Below are 19,607 nucleotides of genomic sequence, written 5' to 3' on the forward strand. Positions count from 1 at the left end.
TGTGAGCGGTGAGAACGGTCACAGAGCGCGTTGTCAGGCTCGCGTCAGGCTTCTGGTACGGGCAGCGCCCGTTTCTCTATCGCGGCGGCCATCACCTCGGGAAACAGGTCCGGTGTGCAGGCGAAAGCGGGGGCTCCGAGCGCGGCCAGCGCGGCCGCGTGCTCGCGGTCGTAGGACGGCGCGCCCTCGTCCGACAGCGCCAGCAGGGCCACGAACTGCACTCCCGCGCCCTTCATGGCTGCCACCCGTTTGAGCATCTCGTCCCGGATCCCGCCCTCGTAGAGATCGCTGATGAGGACGACCACCGTGTCCGCCGGCCGGGTGATCAGGGACTGGCAGTACGCCAGAGCGCGGTTGATGTCGGTGCCGCCACCGAGTTGTGTGCCGAAGAGCACATCCACCGGATCGTCCAACTGGTCCGTCAGGTCGACCACCGCGGTGTCGAAGACGACCAGCTTGGTGTCGATGCTCCGCATCGAGGCCAGCACGGCCCCGAACACGGAGGCGTAGACGACGGAGGCGGCCATCGAACCGGACTGGTCGATGCAGAGCACCACGTCCTTCTTCACCGCCTGCGACGCCCTGCCGTACCCGATCAGCCGCTCGGGCACGATCGTGCCGTGCTCGGGGAGGTAGTGCTTGAGGTTGGCGCGGATGGTGCGGTCCCAGTCGATGTCACGGTGCCGGGGGCGGCTGATCCGCGCGGACCGGTCGAGGGCGCCGGTCAGGGTCGCGCGGGTGCGGGTGGCGAGCTTCTTCTCCAGGTCCTCGACGACCTTGCGGACCACGGCCCGCGCCGTCTCCTTCGTGGTCTCCGGCATCGCCTTGTTCAGCGACAGCAGCGTGCCGACGAGATGCACGTCCGCCTCGACGGCCTCCAGCATCTCCGGCTCCAGAAGCAGAGCCGCCAGCCCGAGCCGGTCGATCGCGTCCCGCTGCATCACCTGGACGACGGAGGACGGGAAGTACGTACGGATGTCGCCGAGCCACCGGGCGACCTGCGGCGCGGAGCCGCCGAGACCGGCCGTCCGGCCGGCCTTGCCGTCCGCGCCGCCGCTGTCCCCGCCGTAGAGCGCGCCGAGAGTGCGGTCCATCGCCGCGTCCCGCCCGGTGAGGTCGCGGCCGGTCCCGTCGGCGGCCCCTCCACCGAGCACCAGCCGCCAGCGGCGCAGCCGTTCATCGGCGGCCGTCGTCCCACCGGTCGTCGTGTCGTCGGTCATCCGTTCTCCCCCGTCGTGCCGGACCCCGTCGTGCCGGATCCCGTCGTGCCGGACCCCGTCGTGCCGGACCGGTCGGACCGCCCGGCATCGTCTGCGAGCCCTTCGTCCGTGTGCCCCAGCAGCAGCCGCAGCACCGGCAGTGCCGCCGCGACCCGCTCCTCGTCGAACCCGGCGCCGAAGCCCGGCACCGCCTCCCCCGCGGCGGCCGCGGACCGGCCCGCGGAGCCGCCGCGTCTGACCAGCTCGCCGACGGTGCGGCGGACGCCGGACTCGAACTCGCCGAACGTGCGCCGCAGCAGCGGCAGTACGTCGTTGAACGCGGCGGTCGGTACCGCGGCGAGCCAGCCGTCGACCAGCGCGAGCAGCCGCTCGTCGTGGATGAGGAGCATGCCGCCGCCCGCGAGGAAGCCCTCCAGCCACGCCGCGGCCTCGGCCGACGGCGTCCCCGGTGACAGGGCGAGCGCCATCAGCCGGGCGGCGGCCTCCTCGTCGAGCCGTCCGTCGTCCGTCAACAGCCGGGTGGCGCTGCCGCGCAGCAGCCCCGGTATCGCCCCGTCGCGCTCGGCGATGCCCCGCAGCATCACCGCCCAACGGTCGAGGAGGCCGTCGGCCTGCAAGAGGCCGATCGCCCGGTGCGCCGCCTCGGCGTGGCCGCGCATCTCGGCGGCGCCGTCCGCGTCCAGCCCGACGCAGGCGGGCGGCAGCCCGATGCAGACCCGTTCCGCCAGCCCCTCGGCGACCTTGTGGAGCGCCGCGGAGTCCGTACCGCGCACATCGCCGTAGCGGGCGGACCGTACGAGGGCGGGCAGCGCCTGGGCGAGATGGCCGACGTCGGTCTCCAGGGCGGCGCGGTCGGCCAGCACCCGCATCACGACCGGCAGCGCGTCCGGTAGCCCCGCGACCAGGCAGCGTTCGGCGAGCGCGGTCACGTCGGCGAGCGCGGCGGCGTGCACCGCCCCTTCCTCGGCCTTCGCCGTCGCCGCGGAGAGCAGCGTCGTGCCCCAGACCCCGGCCTCGGCGACCCGGATCGCCAGTTCCGGCTCCCAGCGCAGCCGCCAGTTCTCCCGGAACGTCCCGGTCCCGGCGCGCGAACGGACCTGCTCCCCCCAGTCGATGCCCAGCAGCCGCAGCCGGTGCAGCAGCCGGCTGCGGCCCGCGTCGGTCTCCTTGCGCAGGTCCAGTTCCAGCTCGCGTTCCAGCGCCTCGGGCTTGAGCCGGAGCCTGCGCTGCTCCCGGGTCAGATCCCTGGCCAGCGGCACGGCGGGCGCGCTGTCCGGCACTTCGCCGAGGACGTCCCCCACGACGAGGCGGTCCCTGATGAGGGCGAGCGGTACGTCCGAGCCGTCGCACATCACCGCCCGTATCGCGTCCGTCGTCTCGCTCAGGCCGGCGAGCGGGCGGCCCCGCATGGCCGCGAGGGTGTCGGCGAGCCGCACCGCCTCGATGACATGCGCGGAGGAGACCGGCAGGTCCTCGGCACGGAGCAGCCCCGCGACCTTGGTCATCCACCGGGTGACGGGCCGGTCCCGTGCCCCGAACAGATGCCCGTACCAGCCGGGTGAGTCGATCCCCGCGCCGTATCCGCTGTGCCGCGACAGCCGTCGGTGCGTCCATGGCACCCACGTCATCTCGACCTTCACCTTGGGCAGCCCCCTGAGCAGCTGGCGGTCCGCGGTGGCGGTCACCCGCCGGGCGAGCGCCGGGACGTGCCAGGCTCCGCAGACCACGGCGACACGGTCGTGCGTCCGCCGGGCGTCCCGGATCCGCAGCCGCATATGGGCCTCGCGCGCCGGGTCGTCCGCATGGCCGCCGTCGCCGTACAGCTCGCGCAGCGCGCCCATCGCCTCGGCGAGCGCGGCGAACGGTGCCAGTGGGTCGGCACCGCTGCTGCTCCGGTGTTCGACCGCGTCCTCCCACCAGCGCTCCGGGTCGTCGTACCCGGCGGTTTCCGCGAGCACGGCCAGCGGGTCGATACGCAGCGCCTGGACCGCCTCGTCGCCGTCCGAGGATCCGTCATCCGGGGATCCGTCGTCCGGGGATCCCTCGCCGGGGGGTTCGTCCTGCTCGTCCGGTGTCGTGCGCAGGGCGAGGGAATGTGCGGCGGGCAGGTCGATGAAGGTGACCGGTACGCCGTGCCCGGCGGCCCACCGGATCGCCACCCATTCCGGCGAGAACTCCGCGAAGGGCCAGAACGCGGCCCGCGCCGGGTCGTCCAGGACGTGCGCGAGCAGCGCGACGGGCGGCCGCATGCCGTCCTCGGCGGCGAGCCCGACGAGCGGATCGGCCTCCGGCGGCCCCTCGATCAGCACCGTCCCCGGCCGGTACGCGTCGAGCGCGGCGCGCACCGCCCGCGCGGAGCCCGGTCCGTGGTGCCGCACCCCGAGCAGGGCGACCCCGGACGGCCCGGCGGCGGGCGGCACCGCGAGTGGTGCGCCGGATGTCATGACGTCCGGCGCACTCATGCGGTCGCCTCCCGGCAGGCGCGGTAGAAGTCCTTCCAGCCCTCGCGCTCGCGCACGACCGTCTCCAGGTACTCCTGCCAGATCACCCGGTCGGCGGCCGGATCGCGGACGACCGCGCCGAGGATGCCTGCCGCGACATCGCCCGCCCGCAGCACCCCGTCGCCGAAGTGCGCCGCGAGCGCCAGGCCGTTGGTCACCACCGAGATGGCCTCGGCCGTCGACAGCGTGCCGGACGGCGACTTCACCTTCGTCCGGCCGTCGGCGGTCACACCGGCGCGCAGCTCCCGGAAGACGGTGACGACCCGGCGGATCTCGTCGGCGCCCTCGGGGACGGCCGGGAGGTCGAGTCCGCGGCCGAGCTGGTCGACCCGGCGGGTGACGATGTCGATCTCGTCCTCCGCCGAGGCGGGCAGCGGCAGCACGACGGTGTTGAACCGGCGGCGCAGCGCGCTGGACAGCTCGTTGACGCCACGGTCGCGGTCGTTGGCGGTCGCGATCAGATTGAAGCCCCGGACCGCCTGGGTCTCCGACCCCAACTCCGGTATCGGCAGCGTCTTCTCGGAAAGGATCGTGATGAGGGAGTCCTGCACGTCGGCCGGTATCCGGGTCAGCTCCTCGACCCGGGCGATCCTCCCCTCGGCCATCGCCCGCATCACCGGGCTGGACACCAGGGCTCTGCGGCTCGGGCCGTTGGTGAGCAGCTCCGCATAGTTCCAGCCGTAGCGGATCGCCTCCTCCGGCGTGCCGGCCGTGCCCTGGACCAGCAGGGTGGAGTCACCGCTGATCGCCGCGGCGAGATGTTCTGACACCCACGTCTTGGCGGTGCCCGGCACACCGAGCAGCAGCAGCGCCCGGTCGGTGGCGAGGGTGGTGACGGCGACCTCGACGATGCGCCGGGGACCGACGTACTTGGGCGTGATGACGGTGCCTCCCCCAGACTTCGTCCGGGAGGTGCCCCCAGGCAGCGTCCCACCGAGGATGTACAAAGCCACCGCCCACGGCGAGAGATTCCAACGGGACGGCCGCGGACGGTCGTCGGCCGCCGCGAGGGCCTTCAGTTCATGGGCGAAGGCCTCCTCCGCGTGCGGCCGCAGAGCACCTTCCGGAGCATCCTCGATGTCGGTGGGCATGACTGCCATGAATCCCCCTGTCCAGTCCCGCGGAACCCCTCGGTCCCGCGGTGATTTCCACCATGCACCACGCCACTGACAACGGGTGAAGCCGCAGGTCGGACGCATTGTCAGTGGCGGCACCTACGGTCGTGTCATGGAGGAACGGTGGACTACGGATCAGGTGCTGGCGCTCGCTCCTGACGCAGCGTCACAGAAGGCCGGGGCCAGGCTCGCGATGCCCGCGTCCTGGTCCGGTACGGGTACGGCGGAGGCCGCGGTGTGGGGTCTGTGCGCGGGCAGCGGCAGCAAGCCGTACCGGACGGTCGTGGACACGAAGGGCCCCGGCTACCAGTGCAGTTGTCCGAGCCGCAAGTTCCCGTGCAAGCACGCGCTCGGGCTGCTGCTCCTGTGGTCCGAGGCGGCGGGCGGCGCCGTCGGGCCGGCGGTGGCGCCGGACTGGGTGACCGAATGGCTCGACAGCCGGCAGGAACGGACCAGGGCCGCCGCGGCCGGGCCGGCGAAACCCGCCGACCCGGAGGCCGCGCGGCGGCGTGCCGAGCGGCGCGCCCAGCGGGTGACGGCGGGCGTGACGGAGCTGGAGCAGCGGCTGACCGACCTGCTGCGCGGCGGCCTGGCCGGCGCCGACCGGGAGGGCTATCAGAAGTGGGACGAGATCGCGGCCCGGATGGTGGACGCCCAGGCACCGGGACTGGCCACCCGGGTCAGGGAGTTGGGCGCTGTCGCCGCCGGTGGCGGTGACTGGCCCTCGCGGCTGCTGGAGGAGTCCGCGTTGCTCCATCTGCTCACCCGGGGCTACCTCGGCGAGCAGCGGCTGCCCGGCCCGCTGGCCGCCACGGTGCGCACCCGCGTCGGGTTCACCACGGACGCGGCCGAGCTGCTGGCCGGGCCTACCGTCCGGGACCGCTGGCTGGTGCTCTCCCAACTCGACACGTCGGACGACCGGCTGACCACCCGTCGGATCTGGCTGCACGGCGCCCGGTCCGGCCGGGTCGCGATGCTTCTCTCCTTCGGCGCCGCGGGCCGCGCACCCGAACTGGCGCTCCCGCTCGGGCTGAGCCTTGACGCCGAGCTCGCCTTCCACCCCTCGGCCCGGCCGCTGCGTGCCGTGCTCGGCGAGAGCCACGGCCCGGCCGCACCCGGCCCGGTGCCGGCCGGGGTCCCGGTCGGCCCCGCCCTCGCCGCCTACGGGGCCGCCCTCGCGGACGACCCGTGGCTCAACGCCTGGCCCGTCGTCCTGTCCGGTGTCGTCCCCATACCCGGCTCCGATGCCGGCGGCTGGCAGCTCGCCGACGCCGACGGCCAGGACGCGCTGCCGATCGCCGGCCGCGGCCCCTGGCGGCTCGCCGCCGTGTCCGGCGGCCACCCCGTCACGCTCTTCGCCGAGCTCGGCCACACCGGCGTCCGCCCCCTCACCGCCTGGGGCCCGGACGCCACCCCCGTCCCGTTGTAGGGCCTGGCCCGGTCCGGGCCCACGGCGGGCGCCATCGAGGAGGAACGCGGAGGAATGATGAACGCCAGCTGGACCGACCTGGTCGGGAGCGCACTGCTCGGCACGGACCGCCGCAGACCGCCGGCGTCCGGCGGCCCGCACCCGGCCCTGGACCCGGCGACCGAGCTGCTCGACGCGGCGGCGATCGGCACTGTGAGCCGCCGTGCGGGTCTACGGCCGGCCGCGGCACGGGAGCGGCCGGCGCCCGCCGCGCCGGACCGGCGGCCGGTGCTGCCCGAGGCGGCACGCCGCAGGCTGGGGCTGCTGCTGGCGGACCGTTCGGCGGGCGGCGGCTCGTCCGGAAGGCGTGGCACGGCCCCGAACCTCGCCGAGCTGCTCCCGCAGTGGCTCGCCGCGGCGGGTCGGTACGGCTATGCCGCGCCGCCCGCCCTGCTCCCGGACCTGCTGGACGCCGCCCGCGCCAGAACGGATCTGCGGGCCGACGCCCTGGCGCTGGCCGGGCCCCGCGCGCTGTGGCTGGCGGAGCTGAATCCGGAGTGGCGGTTCGCTTTGCGGGCCGGGGTCAGGGGCCTGGAGCCGGCGGCCGGGGATCCCGCGGCGATCCGGCAGCTGTGGGACGAGGGCCTGTTCGCCGAAAGGGTGGCGCTGCTGACCCGGCTGCGCGGCCAGGACGCATCGGCCGCACTCGCGCTGCTGCGGTCGACGTGGACCGGTGAGCGGGCCGAGGACCGGCTGATGTTCCTCGATTCGCTGCGCGCCGGGCTGTCACCGGCCGACGAGCCGTTCCTGGAACAGGCGCTGACCGACCGCAGCCGCAATGTCCGGGCGACCGCGGCCGAGCTGCTGTCCGCGCTGCCCGGCTCCGCGCTGGCCGCCCGGATGGCCGAACGGGCCCGCAGCTGCGTCTCGCTCGGCACCGGGGAGAACGTGGCGGGGATCGGCATCCTCGTGGAGGCGCCGTACGAGTGCGACGCCGCGATGGAGCGGGACGGCGTCGCCCCGCATCCGCCCACCGGTCGCGGCGAGCGCGCCTGGTGGTTCGGTCAGCTGGTGGAGGCGGCGCCGCTGGCCACCTGGACGGCCCGGTTCGGCGGCCGCGATCCCGAGGAGATCATCGCGCTGCCCGTGGCGGACGACTGGCAGCCCGATCTGCACGCCGCCTGGTGCCGGGCCGCGGTGCGCCAGCGCGACCCCGCCTGGGCCCGCGCCCTGCTCGGCCCCCCGCCGGCGCCCGCGTCACCGGTCGCGGCGGTCGGCGACCCGGCCAAGCTGCTCTCCATCCTGCCGGAGGAGGAGCGCGCGGAGTGGGTGGCCCGGTTCATCGCCACCCACGGGCTTTCCGAGGCGTTCCAGATGCTCGGCGTGTGCGCCGTCCCCTGGGCCGGGCCGCTGGGCCGGGCCGTGGTCGACGCGCTCGACATCGCGCGGGACGCCGGCAGCTATCCATGGAGTTTCAGCGGGGTGATGGGCCTGGCCGAACGGTGTCTGGACCCGGCGGAGGCCGAGCGGCTCACCGTCCTGACCGCCGCGACCGAAGAGCCGGACGACGGGTCGCCCGGAGCGGGCAGCTACTGGGCGGAGGCGTTCCAGCGGCTGGTCGGCACGCTGCGGCTGCGGGCCGTGATGCTCGCGGAGCTCGAACCGCCGGCGCCGGCCGCCCCGGCCTCATGATCCGGCCGGGGGGCGGAGCGGCGGGCTTTCCGGGAGCCGCCTCCCGGGAGGCGGCTCCCGGGAGGGATCAGGCTTCGGCGCCCTGGCGGACATTGGCCCGGACCCAGGCCACCGCGTCCGTGGTGGGCGTGCCGGGGGTGAAGATCTCGGCGACGCCGAGTTCCTTGAGGGGGGCGATGTCCGCCTCGGGGATGATGCCGCCGCCGAAGACCTTGATGTCCAGGGCGTCACGGTCCTTCAGCAGGTCCAGGACCTTCGCGAAGAGCGTCATGTGCGCTCCCGAGAGGATGGAGAGCCCGATCGCGTCGGCGTCCTCCTGGATCGCGGTGTCGACCACTTGTTCGGGGGTCTGGTGCAGGCCGGTGTAGATGACCTCCATACCGGCATCACGCAGCGCTCTGGCGATGACCTTGGCCCCGCGATCATGACCGTCGAGACCCGGCTTGGCCACCACCACGCGGATCGGACCGGACACTCCCATCACTGCCTCCATGACATTGCCGGCGCCATCGCCGGCCGAGCGGGACCTCAAGTGGGACCGAGTGTGAACGAACGTTATCTCCAGCATCCCGCACCCGACAGTTTCGCGGTGCGGAGCGAGGGGGAAATCACACGGTGGGACACGTTCGCAACACGTTGGGCCTGCCGCCGCCCTCCGTTCCACCGGAGGTGGCCAGCGGGCCCGATGGGTTCCCGGGGAGCCGGGGTCCGCTGTACGGCTCTCCGGACTAGGGCACACGGGGGACGGAGCTGTCTCCCGTCGTGCCGCACGGGAGGTGGGCCATGAGCGCCCTGTCGTTCGGAGCCGTCGCCACGGGCCGCTGGCTGCGCAGCGCGGTGGCCATTCGCGCCGCGGTTCTCGAGCTCGTCATCCTGACCGGCCATCTCTTCCTCTATCCGACCGGCATCCTCCCCGAGCGCGACCGGCCCGACGCCGGCACCGGCCCCTCCGCCGACCCGGACCACGACCCCCACACGGACTCGCACAGCGGCTCGTACACGGAAACGGACGCGGATTCCGGTACGGCACGACTGCGGGCCGTCGCGGCCGCACACCCTCCCGTTCTGCTGCTGCACGGCTTCGTCGATAATCGTTCGGTATTCACCCTTCTCCGCCGCTCCCTGCGAAAGCACGGCTGGACGCACGTCCAGGCTCTGAATTACTCCCCGCTGAGCTGCGACATCCGTACAGCCGCCGCGTTGCTCGGCCGTCATGTCGAGCAGATCTGCGAACAGACCGGGCAGCGGCAGGTGGACATCGTCGGCCACAGCCTGGGCGGTCTGATCGCCCGCTATTACGTACAGCGTCTGGGTGGTGACAGCCGGGTACGCACGGTGGTGACGCTGGGAACGCCGCACTCCGGCACCCGCGCCGTCCCGCTGCTGACGCCGCACCCGATCGTGCGGCAAATGCGCCCCGGTTCCGATCTCATGAACGAATTGACGGAACCGGCCCCCGGTTGCCGCACGCATTTCGTCGCCTTCTGGAGCGACCTGGACCAATTGATGATCCCGGTGGAAACCGCCCGCATCGACCATCCCGACCTGCTGGTACACAATGTGCAAGTCGCGGGAATCGGGCATCTCGCACTGCCGGTGCACGCCGCCGTGGCCGCCGGAATCCGGCAGTCCCTGACCGGCGAGGAGCTCGCGGTGGGGGCCGAGAACGCGGCATAGCCGTCGAATTCAATTCGAACACAAGGCATTGTCCGGATCCGGAACCTGCCGAAGATTGTCGCCGTCGGGGGTAGGGGGCTACAGTCACCGCTAATTCTCCTGCTGCCGAGGCGAAAGAGAAGTAGGCGGTGAACGATCGTCACCCGTCGGGGTACGCCCCCGACTACGGTGCTTACGGCTACGACCCTTATTCAACGGGCTCGTACCAGAACATCGGCACCACCTTCGCGGACGGCGATCCGCTCTTCGGAGCGATGACCGGCACCGCGGACACGGGCGCCACGGGCAGCTATGCGTTCGTCCCGCAGCCGGCGCAGCACGGCTACGACGCGTCCGTCTCCGAGACGGGCAGCTACGACGCGAGCGGCTTCTGGCAGGCCCAGACCGGCAGCTACCCCACGTACCCCGAGCAGTCCCAGCAGCAGCCCCACGTCCCGGCCCAGCCGCAGCCGCAGTTCCACCAGCAGGAACAGCAGCAGCCGCAGCAGAACTGGGACTCCGGCCAGTACCCGGCGTACGGCTACAACGCCCCTGGTCAGGACACCGGCAGCTACCCGACCGGCACCTACGACGCGATGTCCTGGGACACCGGCGTCTACACCGTGCCCGCGCAGGCCGCGCCCGTCGAGCACACCTACGCACCGGAGCCCGTACCCGGATACGCCGGCCCGTCGGCCGAAGCACCGCACTACGGGAACGGGAACGAGTACGGGAACGAGTACGGCGCCGACTACACCACTCAGTTCGCGTACGAGCCGGAAACGGCGCCCGCGCACGAGGCCGGACCCGACGCCGACCTCCACCTCGATCACGACCTGGACCTCGCACTCGACCTCGACGCCGAGACCGGGCCCGAGACCGGGTCCGAGTCCGAGTCCGAGTCCGAGTCTGAGACCAAGACCAAGACCGATGTGGTCCACGTCCCGGCGGCCCCGCGCGGCGGCGGGAGCGGCTGCCGCCGCAAGCGGCCCGCGAAGCGCTCCGCGCTCCTGACCATCGCGGTGCCGTCCGTCGCGGTCATGGGTGTGGCGGCCTGTGCCGCCGCGGCCATCAGCGACGTGCCCGGCGCCCATGCGACGACGCAGACCGAGGCCTCCGGCAAGACCGCCACGAACGCGCCCGTCTCGAAGCTCGACACGCAGCTCGCCGGAGTCACCTCCGACGCGGACGACTTCGCGACCCGCGCCAGCCGTACGCAGGAGCGGATCGACCTCAAGGACCGCGAGGCCGCAGCGAAGAAGGCGAAGGCCGACGCGGCGGCGCGCAAGGAGGCCCTGCGGCCGAAGTTCCTGCTGCCGGTGTCGGAGCGCGGACTGAGCGCGTACTACGGCCAGTCCGGCGTCAACTGGATGGCGCTGCACACCGGCATCGACTTCCCGGTCGACACCGGCACTCCCGTGTCGTCCGTGACCGACGGCACCATCCGCACGCAGTGGAACAGCTCCTACGGCAACATGGCCATAGTGACCGCCGCCGACGGCACCGAGACCTGGTACTGCCACCTCAGCAGCACCAAGATCCGCTCCGGCTCGGTCAAGGCCGGCCAGGTCATCGCGTACTCGGGCAACACCGGCAACACCACCGGCCCGCACCTGCACCTCGAGGTCCGGCCGCACGGCGGTACGCCGATCGACCCGCTGCCGTGGCTGCTGGCCCACGGGCTCGACCCCCGCTGACCGCACTCACCCGACCCGCCTCCGGCCCTCGCCGGAGGCGCGCAAGGCCCCCCGTCAGAGCTTCTCGACCGGCGCGTACCGCAGCAGCAGCCGTTTCGGCTTCTCCTCGCCGAAGTCGACCGTCGCCTGCGCGTCGGACCCGGTACCGCTGACCCCGACGACGGTTCCGAGGCCGAACTGGTCGTGCGTGACCCGGTCCCCGACCGTCAGCGCGATCACCGGCCGGTCCGTGGCACGCCGGGTCGCGAAGCCCTTCGGGCCCGCCTTGGCGCGCGAGGACGACAGCGACGACGCGGCGGCCGACATCGCGGCCCCCGGCGCGGCCACCGGGCCGGTCCGCTTCCAGTCGATCAGCGTGGGCGGGATCTCCTCCAGGAAGCGCGAGGCCGGGTTGTACGAGGGCTGGCCCCACGCACTGCGCATCGTCGACCGCGTCACGTACAGCCGCTCGCGCGCCCGTGTGATGCCGACGTACGCCAGTCGCCGCTCCTCCTCCAGCTCCTTGGCCTGGCCCAGGGCCCGCATGTGCGGGAAGACCCCGTCCTCCATGCCGGTGAGGAAGACCACCGGGAACTCGAGGCCCTTGGCGGTGTGCAGCGTCATCAGCGTTATGACGCCGCCCCCCTCCTCGTCGTCCGGGATCTGGTCCGAGTCGGCGACCAGCGCGACGCGCTCCAGGAACTCGGAGAGGGTGCCGGGCTCCGCGTCCTCGGCGGCGGCCCGCTCCTGCTCGAACTCCAGGGCCACGGCGGCGAGTTCCTGAAGGTTCTCGATACGGGTCTCGTCCTGCGGGTCCGTGGAGGCCTGGAGCTCCGCCAGATAGCCCGTGCGCTCCATCACCGCTTCGAGGACGGTCGCGGGACCGGCACCCGACTCGACGATGGTGCGCAGCTCCTCCAGCAGCTCGTTGAACTTCCTGACCGCGTTGGAGGAGCGGGCGGCCATGCCGTACGCCTCGTCGACCCGGCGCAGCGCCTGCGAGAAGGAGATCTTCTCGCGCAGCGACAGGGCGTCGATCATCGCCTCGGCCCGGTCGCCGATACCGCGCTTGGGCACGTTCAGGATCCGGCGGAGCGGGACGGTGTCCTCGGGGTTCGACAGCACGCGCAGGTACGCGAGGATGTCGCGGACCTCCTTGCGCTCGTAGAAGCGCACCCCGCCGACGACCTTGTACGGCAGCCCGACGCGGATAAAGACCTCTTCGAAGACACGGGACTGGGCGTTGGTCCGGTAGAAGACGGCGACGTCACCGGGGCGGGAGTCGCCCGCGTCCGTCAGCCGGTCGATCTCCTCGGCGATGTACTGCGCCTCGTCGTGCTCGTGGTCGGCGACGTAGCCGGTGATGATCGGGCCGTCGCCGGCGTCGGTCCACAGGTTCTTGGCGCGGCGGCCGGCGTTGCGCTCGATGACGGCGTTGGCGGCCGTGAGGATCGTCTGCGTGGAGCGGTAGTTCTGCTCCAGCAGGATCGTCGTCGCCTGCGGGTAGTCCTCTTCGAACTGCAGGATGTTGCGGATGGTGGCACCGCGGAAGGCGTAGATGCTCTGGTCCGCGTCACCCACCACGCACAGCTCGGCGGTGTGCTCGCCGGTGCCGACCAGCTCGCGGACCAGCGTGTACTGGGCGTGGTTGGTGTCCTGGTACTCGTCCACGAGGACGTGGCGGAACCGGCGCCGGTAGTGCTCGGCGACGTCGGGGAACGCCTGGAGCAGGTGCACCGTGGTCATGATGATGTCGTCGAAGTCCAGGGCGTTGGCCTCGCGCAGCCTCGCCTGGTAGAGCGCGTACGCCTCGGCGACGTGCTTCTCGAAGGGGTTCTCCGCCTGCCGGGCGTAGTCCTCCTCGTCGATCAGCTCGTTCTTGAGGTTCGAGACCTTCGCGCTGAACGCCTTCGGCGGGAACTGCTTGGGGTCGAGGTCCAGGTCCCGGCAGACGAGCGCCATGAGCCGCTTGGAGTCGGCGGCGTCGTAGATCGAGAAGCTGGAGGTGAAGCCGAGCTTCTTGCTCTCGCGGCGCAGGATCCGCACGCACGCGCTGTGGAAGGTCATGACCCACATCGCGTTGGCGCGCGCGCCGACGAGGTCGCCGACGCGTTCCTTCATCTCGCCCGCGGCCTTGTTGGTGAACGTGATCGCGAGGATCTCGCCCGGGTGCGCCCCGCGGGTACCCAGCAGATGCGCGATGCGGTGCGTCAGCACCCGCGTCTTGCCGGATCCGGCGCCCGCGACGATGAGCAGCGGCCCGCCCGCGTGCACGACGGCGGCGCGCTGCTGCTCGTTCAGCCCCTCCAGGAGCTGCGCGGGGTCGACGACGGGGCGGGCGGCCCCGTCCCGGTAGTACGCGTCCCGGCCACCCTGCGGGGGCTCGTTGAAGCGCCCGCCGAAGAGGTCGTCCGCGGCATCGTCCGGCCGGTGCGCGGACCCGTGCTCCGGGGGCGGCGGGACGGATTCCGACGCGTGGTCGGGGGCCTGGAGGTCGGCCAGGAAGCTGTCGTCAAAGAGGCTGCTCATCGCTTCCCGAGTCTAGGCGCCCCCACTGACACCTCACACTCCGCTTGGCGGAGTCCGTCCGGACGTGGACCGGGCCTGAAAGAGTCGTCACTCTCCGCGACCGGATCCGACCACTGCGCACAGATCACGAAATGGTTTCGGGCCTATCGGACACCGGTCTTCCCACCGGACACGAGAGTTGGCTACCGTGCCGGACCAGGCGGTCCGTCCTCCACCTCGGCAACACGCCGTCACGGACCGTCTCCGCTGAGTGCGGCCGAGAGGCCGCAGCCGGGGACCCACTGGAACCACTGGGGTGAATCGGTCCGCACGGATGTTCCGCAGAGGACGTTCCGCACGAACCGTAGGGCGACCTTCCGACAGCCCGAACCCGACAGCTAACCCGGTAAGCGGTTTACGGAAGGACTTCCCGCCTTGGCGTCGCACCGCAAACCCCGCCCCGGCATACGCGCCGGCCTGCTCACCACGACCGGCCCCCGCGCGGCCGTCGGTCTCACGGCGGCGGCACTGGCCACCGTCACCCTGCTCGGCGAGACCGCGAGCGCGGCACCCGCGCAGCCGCAGCCGCCCTCCATCGAAGAGGTCCAGGCGAAGGTCGACGCGCTCAACCACGACGCCGAGGTCGCCACCGAGCGCTACAACGGCGCGAAGGAGCAGGCCGACCAGCAGAGCTCCAAGGTGGAGGCGCTGCTGAGCCAGGTCGCGCAGCGGACCGAGTCGCTCAACGACGCGCGGCGCGTCCTGGGCCAGTACGCGGCCGCCCAGTACCGCAGCGGCGGCGTCGACACGACGAGTACGTTCCTGCTCTCCGCCGATCCGCAGCAGTTCTTCGACCAGACGCACCAGATGAAGCGGATGACCAGCAACCAGAAGGAAGCCGTCGAGAACTTCCGCACCCAGCAGGCCACGACGACGCAGAAGCGCTCCGAGGCCGTGAAGGGCCTCGACGCGCTGAACGCGTCGCGGACGAAGCTGGCGACGGAGAAGGAGACCGTCAAGGAGAAGCTCGCGGCGGCGCAGACCCTCCTCAACACCCTCACCACGCAGGAGAAGGCACGGCTGGCGGCGCTGGCGGCCAAGAAGGCGGAGGAGGACCGCAAGCGCGCCGCGGCGATCGCCGCGAAGGAGAAGGCCGCACGGGACGCCGCCGCCAAGGAGGCCGCGAAGACCGGCTCCGGGACGACGCCGGGGACCGGCGGAACCGGTTCGCACAGCACCGCGTCGCAGGCGGAGAAGGCCATCGCCTTCGCCCGCAACGCGATCGGCAAGCCGTACGTGTGGGGCGCGACGGGTCCGAACTCGTACGACTGCTCAGGGCTCACCCAGGCGGCCTGGAAGGCGGCCGGCGTCTCCCTGCCGCGCACCACCTGGGACCAGGTGAAGGCCGGCGAGCGCGTCTCGATGTCGGACCTGCGGCCCGGCGACCTGATCTTCTTCTACGACGACATCAGCCATGTCGGCCTCTACATAGGCGGCGGCAACATGATCCACGCCCCGCACACCGGCACGGTCGTCAAGATCGCACCGATCACCCAAATGCCGGTTTACGGCGCTTCCCGCCCTTCCTGAGTCCCCCGTCCCGAATGTCACGGATCGACAGACGGACCGACAGGTCCCGGCTGTCGGCCCGCCATTCGGACGGACGGTCACAATAGGTAAGGTAACGAAGCGATTTCGCTCACCTTCTGATGGAAACTTCCCAAGAGTCACTCAAGTTGACTACGGTGGCCCGCTAGGCAGCTCGTTCCACAAGCCGGCGCAGTGCCGACGGCGAGCTGCCTCCGCTGAATCCGACCGCAAGGCCGGAACCGGGGACCCACGCGCACGACTTGGGGTGAATCGGGGCGAACGTCCGCACAACGGACGCGAGCACCGTAGGGCGGCCTTCCATCGCCCGAACCCGTCAGCTAACCCGGTAAGCGGTCCACGGAAGGAATGTCTGCCTTGGCGTCGCACCGCAAACCGCGCCCGCGAATACTCGCCTCCACCGGCCCGCGTGCCGTGGTGGGCCTGACGACGGTGGCGCTGGCCACTGTGACTCTGCTGAGCGAGTCCGCGAGCGCCGCGCCCGCGAAGCCCTCCATCACCGAGGTCAAGGCGCAGGTCGACGACCTCCGCGAAAAGGCCGAAGCCGCCACGGAGCACGTCAACGCGGCGAAGGAGAAGACCGACCAGCAGCGCGCGAAGGCCGATCTGCTGCTCGCCGAGGTCGCGAAGAAGACCCAGAAGCTGAACGACGCGCGGGAGACCCTGGGCCAGTTCGCCGCCGCCCAGTACCGCGAAGGCGGCGTCGACCAGACCACCGCCCTGCTGCTCTCCGACAACCCGGAGAAGTACCTTGAGCAGTCCCACCTCGTGGACCGTGTGTCGGCCACGCAGGAAGAGGCCATCAAGGAATTCCGCACCCAGCAGACGGCCGCGACGACCGAGCGCGCCAAGGCCGCCGCGAGCGTCGCGGACCTGGCCGCCGCGCAGACCAAGCTGGCCGCCGAGAAGAAGACCGCCGCGGCCAAGCTCGCCGACGCGCAGAAGCTGCTGACCAGCCTCACCGCCGAGGACCGCAAGAAGGTCGCCGCACTGGACACCCAGCAGTCCGGCAGCGCCAACAGCGCGTCCTACACGTACAACGGCCCCGCCAGCGGCCGCGCCGCGCAGGCCATCGCCTTCGCCCTCGCCGCGCGCGGCAAGCCGTACGTCTCCGGCGCCACCGGCCCGAACTCGTACGACTGCTCGGGACTGACCCAGGCCGCGTACCGCTCGGCCGGCATCAGCATCAGCCGCACCACGTACACTCAGATCAACGACGGCACGCGCGTCTCGCAGTCCGAGCTGCGCCCCGGCGACCTGGTGTTCTTCTACTCCGGCATCAGCCACGTGGCCATCTACCTGGGCAACGGCGAGATCGTGCACGCCCCGCACCCCGGTGGCGTCGTCGAGGTCGGCAAGATGAGCTGGATGCCGTTCGCCGGCGCTGTGCGACTCGCCTGACACCTTGGCCCGGATCACCGGTCGGCCGGTCCTCCTGCTCGCCACCGCCGCGATCGGCGGTCTGGTCCTCGCGGCCGGTGCGCTGCGAGCGGGTGGCGGCCGGTCGGTGCTCGATCCGCCGGACGGCTCGGGCCCGCTCTCGTACCACGGCGGGTATCTGCTGCTGCTGGCCCTGGCGTGCGTGGTGGGCGGCGCGCTGCTCGCCGCGCGCTACCGCCGGGCCGTGCAGCACATCGACAGCCCGGACCCGGTGGCCGAACGGCTCAAGGACGCGGCGCTCCTGCTGCTGACCGCCGCCACCGCGGTGGTACCCGTCGCCGTGCTGCTGAGCCACCGGAGCAACCCGGCCGGCACGGAGCCGCGGACCGACCAGAGCCTCCCCACGGAGACGGCGAGCGGGCCGCCCGTCACCGAGGCACCGACACAGCCGCCGTCCTCCACCGGGCAGGCGACCGCCGGATCGTCCTTCGATCTGTTCCATCTGCTGCTCGTCGTCGGAGCGGTACTGGCCGCGGTCGTGGTCGTCGTCGCGCTCGTCCGCTGGCTGCGCTGGTACCTGGCGGGCAAGGCCGGACCCGGCCTCCAACTGATCCCCGGTAGCCCGGACACCGCCGAGAGCGCGCTGGCCGGCGCCGTCGACTCCGGCCGCCGGGCCCTGCACGGTGAGGACGCCCGTGCCGCGGTGATCGCCTGCTACGCGGCGATGGAGACCACCCTCGCCCGGTCAGGGATCGCCCGGCTCGAATCCGACAGCCCGACGGACCTGCTGCACCGCGCGGTCGCCGGCGGGACGCTGACCGGGACCGCGGCCGGGGACCTGACCCAGCTCTTCCGCGAGGCGCGGTACTCCAGCCACCCGATGGACGACGGCCATCTGCGGCGGGCCGGCACCGCCCTCGACACGATCGCGGCCCAACTGGCCGCCGTGGAAGCCCCGGAGGCCGTGCCAGCCGTAGGAGCAGCGACCACCGGCGACCGGGCCCCGGCGGGCGACCGGTGACCCCCGGCTCCACGCGCCACACGCTGCTCGTGCTCGGCACGGTCGCGGCCGGCACCGAGGCCGCCCTCGCCCTGGCCGGCGGATTCGCCGCGGCCAGCACCGGCGCCGTGCTCATCGCGGCGGTCGCCCTGCTCACCGCCCGCTACGCGACGGGCTTCGACTCCCAGGACCACGGCTACCGCAGACCGGTCCGGCTGCTGGGCAGCAGGACGCCCCGGCTGGGCGACTGGGGCCGTGCGGTCGCCCAGGGGATGTCGTCCGAGGACGGTTTCACCCACACCCTGCGACCCGGCCTCCAACGCCTGTACGCGGCCCGGCTCGCCGAACGGCACGGGATCTCACTGCGCGCCCAGCCCGACCGGGCCGCCGCCGTCGTCGGCCCCGAGCTGTGGCCCTGGATCGATCCCCACCGGCCCGCCCCGGAGGGCACCATCCCGCCACAGGTCCTGCGGGCCGTCGTCGACCGCCTCGACGAGCTGTGACGGTGACCGCCGACCCCCTCGGAACCACTGAACCGCCGAACGTCCTCCCAGGAGCACCGTGACGACCATTCAGCCGGCCCAGCCCGCCGCTCAGCCCACCGTCGCTCAGCCCAGTTCCGCCCAGGCCCCTTCCGCCCAGGCCCCTTCCGCTCAGCCCCCTTCCGCCCAGGCCCCTTCCGCCCCGGCCTCCGCCAGCAAGGTTCCTGCTCAGGCGTCCGCCGCTCGGTCCGCCGCCGCGTCCCCGGCCGCCCTGACGCCGCGCGAGGCCGGAGAACGCGCCCGCCAGGTGCTCACCGAGATCGAACGAGCCGTGGTCGGCAAGCCCGACTCCCTCGAACTGGTCATGCTCGGCGTCCTCGCCGGCGGCCACATCCTCATCGAGGACCTGCCGGGACTCGGCAAGACCCTGCTCGCCCGCTCCTTCGCCACCGCGCTCGGACTCGACTTCCGCCGGATCCAGTTCACCCCCGACCTGCTGCCCTCCGACGTGTCCGGAGCGCCCTTCTACGACCAGCGCAGCGGCGAGATGGTCTTCCGGCCAGGACCGCTCTTCACCCATCTGCTGCTCGCCGACGAGATCAACCGCACACCCCCCAAGACCCAGGCGGCGCTACTGGAGGCGATGGCCGAGGCGCAGGTCTCGGTCGACGGCGTCACCCGGCGGCTGCCCGAGCCGTTCGTGGTCATCGCCACCGCCAACCCGATCGAGTACGAGGGCACGTACAGCCTGCCCGAGGCCCAGTTGGACCGCTTCCTGCTGCGGGTCAGGATGGGTTACCTGCCGCCCCGCGACGAGGCGTCGATGCTCCGCATCCGGCTCGACCGGGCCGCCCCCGAAGCCGTACTGAACACCCTCAGCACGCCCGCCGAGGTGCTCGCCATGCGCTCCAGCCTGGAGAGCGTCGAGGTGGACGACGATCTGATCGCGTACGTCGTCGCCCTCATCGGCGCGACCCGTGCCCATCCGCAGATCCAGGTCGGCGCCTCGCCGCGCGGCGGACTCGCGCTCGTACAGCTGGCCCGCGCCCGCGCGGTGCTCGACGGCCGCGACTACGTCACCCCGGAGGACGTGAAGGCCCTGGTCGTCCCGGCCCTCGCGCACCGCGTCACGCTGCGGCCCGAGTTGTGGGTGCGGCAGATCAACGCCGACGACGTCATCGCCGAACTCGCGCGGTCCGTACCGGCGCCGCAGACCCTGCCCGAGGACAAGCGCTCCGACGGCGCCGAGGACAGGCCCGGCGCGTTCCGGCGCCCGGCAGCGCGGCCGTGACCGCGGACCGACAGCCGCCGGGCCGGCCCGCAGCCCGCCCGGCCGCGGTCCCCACGCACATCGCGCGGGC

General features: G+C 72.4%; 14 protein-coding genes and 2 riboswitches. Of the genes, 9 read left to right on the top strand and 5 right to left on the bottom strand.

The window, feature by feature from the left end; genetic code table 11:
* Positions 1-44 precede the first annotated feature (44 nt).
* From G3I60_RS38995 to G3I60_RS39005, 3 genes are read right to left on the bottom strand one after another with little or no spacing between them, the layout of a single operon-like run.
* Positions 45-1,220: a VWA domain-containing protein gene (locus G3I60_RS38995; protein WP_138352980.1), complete on the bottom strand. Its 1,176-nt coding sequence runs from the start codon at positions 1,218-1,220 to the stop codon at positions 45-47.
* A complete protein-coding gene (locus tag G3I60_RS39000; protein ID WP_164608348.1) occupies positions 1,217-3,664 on the bottom strand; it encodes a DUF5682 family protein in 2,448 nt (815 codons plus the stop codon). The genes G3I60_RS38995 and G3I60_RS39000 overlap by 4 nt, the downstream gene beginning before the upstream one ends.
* A gap of 14 nt (positions 3,665-3,678) precedes the next feature.
* Positions 3,679-4,821, bottom strand: coding sequence for an AAA family ATPase (locus G3I60_RS39005; RefSeq protein WP_164294973.1), 1,143 nt, complete (start codon positions 4,819-4,821; stop codon positions 3,679-3,681).
* 127 nt (positions 4,822-4,948) lie between these two features.
* Between G3I60_RS39005 and G3I60_RS39010 the strand changes: the two genes are divergently transcribed.
* Together G3I60_RS39010 and G3I60_RS39015 are read left to right on the top strand one after the other, a co-directional pair.
* Entirely contained in the window at positions 4,949-6,265 is a 1,317-nt protein-coding gene (locus tag G3I60_RS39010) for an SWIM zinc finger family protein (protein ID WP_164294974.1), read from the top strand.
* A gap of 54 nt (positions 6,266-6,319) precedes the next feature.
* Positions 6,320-7,936, top strand: coding sequence for a DUF5691 domain-containing protein (locus G3I60_RS39015; protein ID WP_164294975.1), 1,617 nt, complete (start codon positions 6,320-6,322; stop codon positions 7,934-7,936).
* A 67-nt stretch (positions 7,937-8,003) separates the two neighbouring features.
* On the opposite strand, the gene G3I60_RS39020 is transcribed toward G3I60_RS39015, so the two are convergent.
* Positions 8,004-8,417 carry a cobalamin B12-binding domain-containing protein gene (locus G3I60_RS39020; protein WP_138352976.1) on the bottom strand — a complete coding sequence of 138 codons (414 nt, stop codon included), beginning with the start codon at positions 8,415-8,417 and terminating at the stop codon, positions 8,004-8,006.
* Between the two features lie 302 nt (positions 8,418-8,719).
* Between G3I60_RS39020 and G3I60_RS39025 the strand changes: the two genes are divergently transcribed.
* On the top strand, positions 8,720-9,613 hold the full coding sequence (locus tag G3I60_RS39025; protein WP_164294976.1) for a triacylglycerol lipase: 894 nt from the start codon (positions 8,720-8,722) through the stop codon (positions 9,611-9,613).
* A gap of 128 nt (positions 9,614-9,741) precedes the next feature.
* Complete coding sequence (locus tag G3I60_RS46970; RefSeq protein ID WP_164294977.1) at positions 9,742-11,289, top strand: M23 family metallopeptidase; 1,548 nt, start codon at positions 9,742-9,744, stop codon at positions 11,287-11,289.
* A gap of 54 nt (positions 11,290-11,343) precedes the next feature.
* Here G3I60_RS46970 and pcrA read toward each other — a convergent pair whose 3' ends face one another.
* Positions 11,344-13,797 (bottom strand): DNA helicase PcrA, encoded by a 2,454-nt coding sequence (gene pcrA / locus G3I60_RS39035; protein WP_164294978.1) that lies wholly within the window; start codon positions 13,795-13,797, stop codon positions 11,344-11,346.
* Positions 13,798-14,031: 234 nt separating this feature from the next.
* Positions 14,032-14,205, top strand: a riboswitch (cyclic di-AMP (ydaO/yuaA leader).
* 6 nt (positions 14,206-14,211) lie between these two features.
* Between pcrA and G3I60_RS39040 the strand changes: the two genes are divergently transcribed.
* From G3I60_RS39040 to G3I60_RS39060, 5 genes are all read left to right on the top strand, one after another.
* Positions 14,212-15,366 (top strand): NlpC/P60 family protein, encoded by a 1,155-nt coding sequence (locus G3I60_RS39040; protein ID WP_138352972.1) that lies wholly within the window; start codon positions 14,212-14,214, stop codon positions 15,364-15,366.
* Positions 15,367-15,569: 203 nt separating this feature from the next.
* Positions 15,570-15,735, top strand: a riboswitch (cyclic di-AMP (ydaO/yuaA leader).
* Positions 15,733-16,785, top strand: coding sequence for a C40 family peptidase (locus G3I60_RS39045; protein ID WP_306664929.1), 1,053 nt, complete (start codon positions 15,733-15,735; stop codon positions 16,783-16,785). Its footprint overlaps the riboswitch before it by 3 nt.
* A 4-nt stretch (positions 16,786-16,789) precedes the next feature.
* On the top strand, positions 16,790-17,785 hold the full coding sequence (locus tag G3I60_RS39050; RefSeq protein ID WP_164294979.1) for a DUF4129 domain-containing protein: 996 nt from the start codon (positions 16,790-16,792) through the stop codon (positions 17,783-17,785).
* Positions 17,782-18,267: a hypothetical protein gene (locus G3I60_RS39055; protein WP_164294980.1), complete on the top strand. Its 486-nt coding sequence runs from the start codon at positions 17,782-17,784 to the stop codon at positions 18,265-18,267. The genes G3I60_RS39050 and G3I60_RS39055 overlap by 4 nt, the downstream gene beginning before the upstream one ends.
* A 250-nt stretch (positions 18,268-18,517) precedes the next feature.
* On the top strand, positions 18,518-19,537 hold the full coding sequence (locus tag G3I60_RS39060; protein WP_164294993.1) for a MoxR family ATPase: 1,020 nt from the start codon (positions 18,518-18,520) through the stop codon (positions 19,535-19,537).
* The last annotated feature ends 70 nt before the right edge of the window (positions 19,538-19,607 follow it).

It is taken from the genome of Streptomyces sp. SID13666 (assembly GCF_010548325.1).
Lineage (GTDB): Bacteria > Actinomycetota > Actinomycetes > Streptomycetales > Streptomycetaceae > Actinacidiphila > Actinacidiphila fildesensis.